5 protein-coding genes are annotated in these 6,433 nt (G+C 75.4%); 4 read left to right on the top strand and 1 reads right to left on the bottom strand.

Features of this window, described 5'->3' with window-relative positions; genetic code table 11:
* The first annotated feature begins 1,050 nt into the window (after nt 1–1,050).
* The gene (locus tag ACIQUQ_RS20515; RefSeq protein ID WP_403977663.1) at nt 1,051–1,356 is read left to right on the top strand and encodes a hypothetical protein; all 306 of its coding nucleotides are present in this window, start codon (nt 1,051–1,053) and stop codon (nt 1,354–1,356) included.
* A 90-nt stretch (nt 1,357–1,446) separates the two neighbouring features.
* Here the strand turns inward: ACIQUQ_RS20515 and ACIQUQ_RS20510 are convergent, their stop codons facing one another.
* Nucleotides 1,447–2,433 carry an aldo/keto reductase gene (locus tag ACIQUQ_RS20510; RefSeq protein WP_403977661.1) on the bottom strand — a complete coding sequence of 329 codons (987 nt, stop codon included), beginning with the start codon at nt 2,431–2,433 and terminating at the stop codon, nt 1,447–1,449.
* A 99-nt stretch (nt 2,434–2,532) separates the two neighbouring features.
* Between ACIQUQ_RS20510 and ACIQUQ_RS20505 the strand changes: the two genes are divergently transcribed.
* The 3 genes from ACIQUQ_RS20505 (at nt 2,533) to ACIQUQ_RS20495 (ending at nt 6,301) form a co-directional block, all read left to right on the top strand.
* Complete coding sequence (locus ACIQUQ_RS20505; RefSeq protein ID WP_403977659.1) at nt 2,533–3,111, top strand: TetR family transcriptional regulator; 579 nt, start codon at nt 2,533–2,535, stop codon at nt 3,109–3,111.
* 280 nt (nt 3,112–3,391) lie between these two features.
* Nucleotides 3,392–3,808, top strand: a complete 417-nt coding sequence (locus ACIQUQ_RS20500; protein WP_403977657.1) for a CBS domain-containing protein — start codon at nt 3,392–3,394, stop codon at nt 3,806–3,808.
* 93 nt (nt 3,809–3,901) lie between these two features.
* Entirely contained in the window at nt 3,902–6,301 is a 2,400-nt protein-coding gene (locus ACIQUQ_RS20495) for a SpoIIE family protein phosphatase (RefSeq protein WP_403977655.1), read from the top strand.
* Nucleotides 6,302–6,433: the final 132 nt, after the last annotated feature.

Raw genomic sequence — 6,433 nt, 5'->3', positions numbered from 1 at the left:
CGAGAAGCGGCGACGTGGTACGCCCCCCCCCCCCCCCCCGCGGTGTGAGGCGGCCACGCCGGTGCCCGCCGGATCCGACGGGCCCACGGCGGGCCGGCAGCCGTCCCGGGTACCGCCCGGGGCCCGCGGAGCTGCAGGCCCTGCGCGACGGACGTCGCCGCACGCCCCTCCGGGTCGACGCCGGCCGCGGCCGGCGGTGCCCCGCGGGTTCACCGGGCCGTCGCCACGCCGGGGAGGATCACTTGTCATTCGAACTGCCGCTCAGGGCGCGACCGTTGCGCCCACGGTGCCGTGCTCGATGCGCGGGTAGGGAGGGTGCCCGGAACGCCTTCGAGGCAGCCGTACGGGCGGCCCTCGGCGCCGTCCGTGACCGGTCCGGCGGCGGGCCGCGCGGTCCAGCCCCGGCGGCCGGGGTCGCGCAGGGGGCCGCGGGCGGCGGTTCCGGGCACGGCGGCGGTGGCCGTCGGGACCGTGTCGGGCGCGGCGGCACGCGTGTCCGGCGCTCCACCGCCGCACCCGGGTGAGCCGGGCATGGCCGGGGGGACACGCTGTCGTCGCGGCGGGAGGGCTTCCGTCCCGCACGGCACCCGCGACCGGCCGCCGCCCGGACGGGCCTCCGGGACGTAGAGCGTCCACCACCGGCCGGCCCACCCGCCGCCACCGCTGCGGCACGAGCCACCCGGCGTTACGTGCCGGCCGGGCTCCCCTCGCGCCGGCCCCTACCGCGCCAGGCCGGTCGCCGGAGGGTCCCGCCGCCGGGGCCTGCGTGACGGGAGCCGTCACACGGCTCCGGCCGCGCGTCGATGGACCGTCCACCCGCCACATGCCGCGGTTGGCGGGAATGGCCCGCGAGGGAGCCGGCCCCGGGGACGCGGGGCAGTGGGACGGCCGCCCTCGGGCCGTCGCCGGGCGGGCCGGGGGCGCTCGACGCATCCGTACCGGCGCGCGCGGCAAACGGCCGCGCGCGGAGTTGCCGGGGCCGTCGTCCGGTGCTTGCTTGGTCGCAGGAAACGTCCCGGCCCGTGAGGGCCCCGCCGGCTGGAGGACCTCGTGAAGTTCGCGCAGATCATCGACTTCGAGACCGAGCGCGCCGACGAGATGCGCGAACTCATCCGCCAGTACGAGGAGACGGCGCGCGCGTCGGGCCGCAAGCTCGGCCCCACCCACCGCACGCTGCTGCGCGACCGCGCGAATCCGAACCGCTACCTGGCCGTCGTCGAGTTCGACTCGTACGAGGACGCCATGGCCAACAGCGACGCGCCGGAGACGAGCGAGCTCGCGGCCCGGCTCGCCGCGCTCTCCACCCGGCCCCCGGCCTTCACCGACTGCGACGTGGCGGAGTCCGAGGCCCTCTAGCCCAGGGCCCCGGCCAGGTGTCCGGCCGGCCGGCGCCGGGCGGCGCGCATCCGCCTCCGGCACCCGGTCCGGCCGGCGCCGGGCCGGGGGTCACCCGTCGAGGCTCCCCATGAGTTCCGGCGCGTAGCGGTCGCCCGAGACGACGCCGCGCGGGGCGACGGACTCGATGGCGGCGACGTCCTCGCGGGTGATCTCGACGCCGGCGGCCGCGAGGTTCTCCTCCAGGTAACTGCGGCGCTTGGTGCCGGGGATGGCCACCGCTCCCCGGTGCAGGACCCAGGCCAGGGCCAGCTGGGAGGGGGTGACGGCCTTGGCTTCCGCCAGCCGCCGGACCTCGTCCACGACGGCGAGGTTGCGGGCGAAGTTCTCGCCCTGGAAACGGGGGTCGGTGCGCCGGAAGTCGTCCGCCGCGAAGTCGTCCGGGGACGTGATGGCGCCGGAGAGGAAGCCGCGGCCGAGCGGCGAGTAGGCGACCAGCCCGATGCCCAGCTCGTCGAGGGCGTCCCGGACGCCGTTGTCCTCGATGCCCCGCTCGAAGAGCGAGTACTCGGTCTGCACGGCGGTGAGCGGGTGCACGGCGTGTGCGCGGCGGATGGTGGCCGCCGCAGCCTCGCTGACGCCGAGGTAGCGCACCTTGCCCGCCGTGACCAGCTCGGCCATGGCACCGATCGACTCCTCGATGGGAACCGCCGGGTCGACGCGGTGCAGGTAGTAGAGGTCGATGTGGTCCGTGCCCAGGTGGCGCAGGGAGCGGTCGGCGGCGCGGTGGATGTAGTCGCGGCCGCCGTTGAGCCCGTGCAGGGTGCCGTCGTCGTCGAACTCGACACCGGTCTTGGTCGCGATCACGACCTCGTCGCGGTCGCGCCCCTTGAGCGCCTTGGCGATCAGCTGCTCGTTCCGGAACGGGCCGTAGCTCTCGGCGGTGTCGAGCAGCGTGACGCCCAGGTCCAGGGCGCGGTGGATGGTGGCCAGCGATTCGGCCTCGTCGGTGGCCCCGTAGAAGGCCGTCATGCCCATGCAGCCGAGGCCTTCGACGCCGACTTCCAGGCCCTGGGTGCCGAGTGCGCGCTGTTCCATGAGAAGCTCCTCGCAAAAGTAACTAACTGGTTAGCTTATAGTGGACCGCCCTGCGGCTCGAAGTCAATAACCGGATAGTTACTTGCTAGCCTGGGCGTCATGGCACGTGATTCCCAGGCGACGAAGGCGCGGATACTCGAGGCGGCCTTCGCCGAGTTCGCCGCATACGGCATCGCCGGCGCGCGGGTCGACCGCATCGCCGAGGCAGCCGGGGCGAACAAGCGGATGATCTACGTCTACTACGGCAACAAGGAGCAGCTGTTCGACCAGGTGCTCCAGCAGGCGATGGAGCACGGCGCCGAGTCCGTGCCCTTCGAGGCCGCGGACCTGCCCGGCTACGCGGGAGCCGTCTTCGACCACCTCACGGCCGACCCTCGGCTCGTGCGGCTCATGCTGTGGAAGCGCCTGGAACGGCCGGCCCCCACCACCGTCGAGGCCGAGGCGTACGGGCGGAAGAACGCCGTGCTCGCCGAGGCCCAGCGGAACGGGCAGGTCGACTCCGCCCACTCCCCCGCCGACGTCCTCAGCCTGGTGCTCGCACTGGCGCAGGCCTGGTTCACCTCCGGCGGCGCTCCCGTGGACGGCACCGGCGGCGACGAGTGGCCGGACCCCGGCCGGACCGCCCACCGCGCCGCGGTGGTCGACGCGGTACGCCGTCTCACCGCGCCGGCAGGCTGATCCGCCGGGGCGGCGACGCGGTACGCCGCCTCACCGCCCGCAGGCTGATCCGCCGCCCGGGGCACGGGCCGGTCCCGTCGCCCCGGTGCCTCCCCTGCACCCGCCGGCCCCCGGCGCCTCCCCGGCCCGGCCGGGCCCCCGTCACCGCCAGCCGAGTGCACCGCATGGCCTCCCGTACGGCGGGCATGCGCGTGGTCCGGGACGGGTGCCCGCTGCCCGACCCGGTGGGACCACCGCGATCCGGCGCCGGCTGGGCGCCGGGAAGGACTGGAGGCTTCGCATGACCACCGCACGCCAGATCATGACGCCCGACGCCACCTGCGTCCGCTGGGACGAGAGCGTCCTGACGGCCGCACGGAAGATGACCGACCTCGACGTGGGCGCGCTGCCGATCTGCGGCAGCGACGACAAGCTCAAGGGCATGCTCACGGACCGCGACATCGTCGTGAAGGTGCTCGGCGCCGGGAAGGACCCCGGCTCGTGCACCGCTGGGGAGCTGGCCCAGGGCGAGGCCGTCACCATCGGCGCCGACGACGACGCCGCCGAGATCATGCGCACCATGACCGACCACAAGGTCCGCCGGCTGCCCGTGATCGACGGGCACACGCTTGTCGGCATCGTCGCCCAGGCCGATGTCGCCCGCGCGCTGCCCGACCCCCAGGTGGGCGACCTCCTCCAGGCCCTCTCCTCCGACTGACGTCCCGGCCGACGGGCACCGGCCGGCCGGCCCGCGTCGACCGTGGCGCGAACGCGTACCGTCCGCGGCCCGTTCACGTGCGATGCTCGCATCATGACCCGCCGCCCCGAGAAGTCCGACGGACCGGCCGAAACGCTCGCCCTGGCGAAGGTCGTGGCCAGGTTGCGCGAGGAACTGGCCGACGTGAGACGCGGAGCGGCCGAAGAGGCCGTCGTCGAACGGGCGAAGGGCGTGCTGATGGGCGCCGAGGGTCTCTCGGCACATCAGGCGCACGCGGCACTCGTGGCGCGGGCCGAACTCCACGGGCACTCCCTGGCAGTGGAGTGCTCGGCCGTGCTGGACGGTACCGCGGGGCGGCCGCCCCGGGCGGACCGCTCCGCCACCGGGGCAGGACCGGTCCGCCGCAACGGCGCCGGTCCGGCTCCCGGCCGCGCGGGAAACCGTACGCAGGCCCGCCCTCGCACCGGTCCCGCGGAACGCACCATCATCCCCAGCGCCCTGGCCGGGACGCTGGCGCAGGTCCGCTCCGCGCACGGGGCGGCCGCCGGCCTGCACCGGCACCTCCGGGCGGCGACCGGCGTGGACTGCGTGGTGATCTACGCGGCCGCCGCCGGCGGCGGAGCGGACCTGTGGGGGGACGCCGGACTCGACCCCGACCTGGCCCGGCGGTGGCGCCACCTGCCGCCCGGCGTGGCCGTGGCACCGCTGCACGCCCTGGAGACGGGGCGTCCCGTGTGGCTGGAGGACCCCGGCCGGGACGCGGAGCGCTACACGCTCATCGGGCAGCCGGAGAGGTGGCCCACCCGAGCCTGGCTCCCCTGCCCGGCCCCGGAGGCGAACATCGCGGCCGTGGGCTTCCTCAGGGGCCGGGCCGAGCCGTTCGACCCCGGCACCCGCGACCTCCTCCGGCACGCGGCGCGGCTGTGCGGAGCGGCGCTCGGCACACTGCCGGCCCCCGCCGAGGCCGGGGCCCCGGACGCCGACGCGCAGCGGATGCTCGACGCGCTGCCGGGCTCGGTCATCGTGATCACCCCGCTCAGGCGGCCGGACGGCACGGTGGAGGACTTCCGGGTGGACGCGGCGTCGCCCGGGGCGTTCGACGTCTCGGGCCGTCGGGGCAAGGAGCTGACCGGCGCGCACCTGCTGGAGCGGTACCCGACGGTCCTCGGCACCTCGCTGTGGCACGGCTTCCTCGAGGCCCTGGAAACGGGCACCGCCTACGAGGGCGAGCCGTTCGAGTACGAGGAGGTCGCCGCCGGCCGTCCGCGGCACACCACCTTCTCCGTCCGGGCGGTCCCGCTCGGACGGCGCCTCGTCGTCTCCTGGCTCCGGCACGACACGGAGGCCCGCGAGGCCACCCGGCTGGCGGACCTGCAGCGGCTGGGCAACCTCGGCTGGAGCCAGGGGGATCCGGCCACGGGCGACGCCGAGTGGTCGGACCAGGCCTACACGATCTTCCAGCGGGAGCCTGCCCTGGGACCGGTCGACTGGAAGGACCTTCCGGACCACCTCGTCCCGGAGGACGCGCCGGGGACCGCCGACGCCGTCGACCGCCTGCTGCACCACGCCGAGCCGCTGGACCGCACGGTCCGCATCGCCTCTCCGGCGGGCGTCCGGCACGTACGCGTCATCGCCGAGGCCGTCGCCGACGCCACGGGGGCACCCGTCGAGGTCCACGGGCTCTTCCAGGACCTGACGCGGCAGCGGCACGCCGAGGACGAACTGGTGCGCTCCGAGCTGGCGGTGGCACACCAGCGCGGACTGCTCCGGGCCGAGCGAGCCCTGGCCGCCCGCCTCCAGCACGCGCTGCTGCCAATCCCCGAGCAGTCGCTGCGCCTGGCCGGGCTGGACGTGGAGGTGGCGTACCGGCCCGCCGAGGACGGCGTCAACGTGGGCGGGGACTGGTACAGCGCCATCGAACTCCCCGACGGGAAGGCCCTGTTCGTGGTCGGTGACGTGGCCGGCCACGGGCTCGACGCGGTGGCCACGATGGCGCAGCTGCGGTTCACCGCGAAGGGCATGATCGTCACCGGCAGCCCGCTGGTGGAGGCCCTGCAACGGCTGAACACGCTGCTGCTGCACACCGGCGACGCCCGGTTCGGCACGGCCACGATGGTCATGGCGGTCTACGATCCCGCCGAACGGTGCCTCACCTGGGCGCAGGCGGGGCACCCACCGCCGCTGCTGGTCCGGGACGGCCGGGCGCACTACCTCGACCGGCCGGCCGGGGTCCTGCTCGGCGCCACCGCCGGCCCCCGCTTCGAGGAGGCGCGGTGCCGCCTGCTCCCCGGCGACCAGGTGCTCCTCTACACCGACGGGCTCGTCGAGAAGCCCGCCGAGCACCTGGACGAGGGCTTCGCCCGGCTGGCGTCGACCGCGACGCGCAACTGCACGCACGGGCCGGTCGAAACGCTCGGCGCCCTGCTGTCGCCGCTGCTGGGGCACGTCGCGCGGCGGGACGACACCTGCGTCGTGCGCCTCCACGTGCCGTAGGGACGGTCGCCCCGGTCGCGGCCGCCCCAACGCGCCGGGCAGCACCCCTCGTACGGGGGAACCGGGGTTTGGCCACGTGCCCAGCGGCCAGACGTCAGGCATCGCACCCGAGGACAGGAAGGGTCCGTCATG

The organism is Streptomyces sp. NPDC101118, assembly GCF_044759445.1.
In the GTDB taxonomy this organism is placed as follows: domain Bacteria; phylum Actinomycetota; class Actinomycetes; order Streptomycetales; family Streptomycetaceae; genus Streptomyces.
This window is presented reverse-complemented; position numbering and strand designations above follow the sequence as displayed.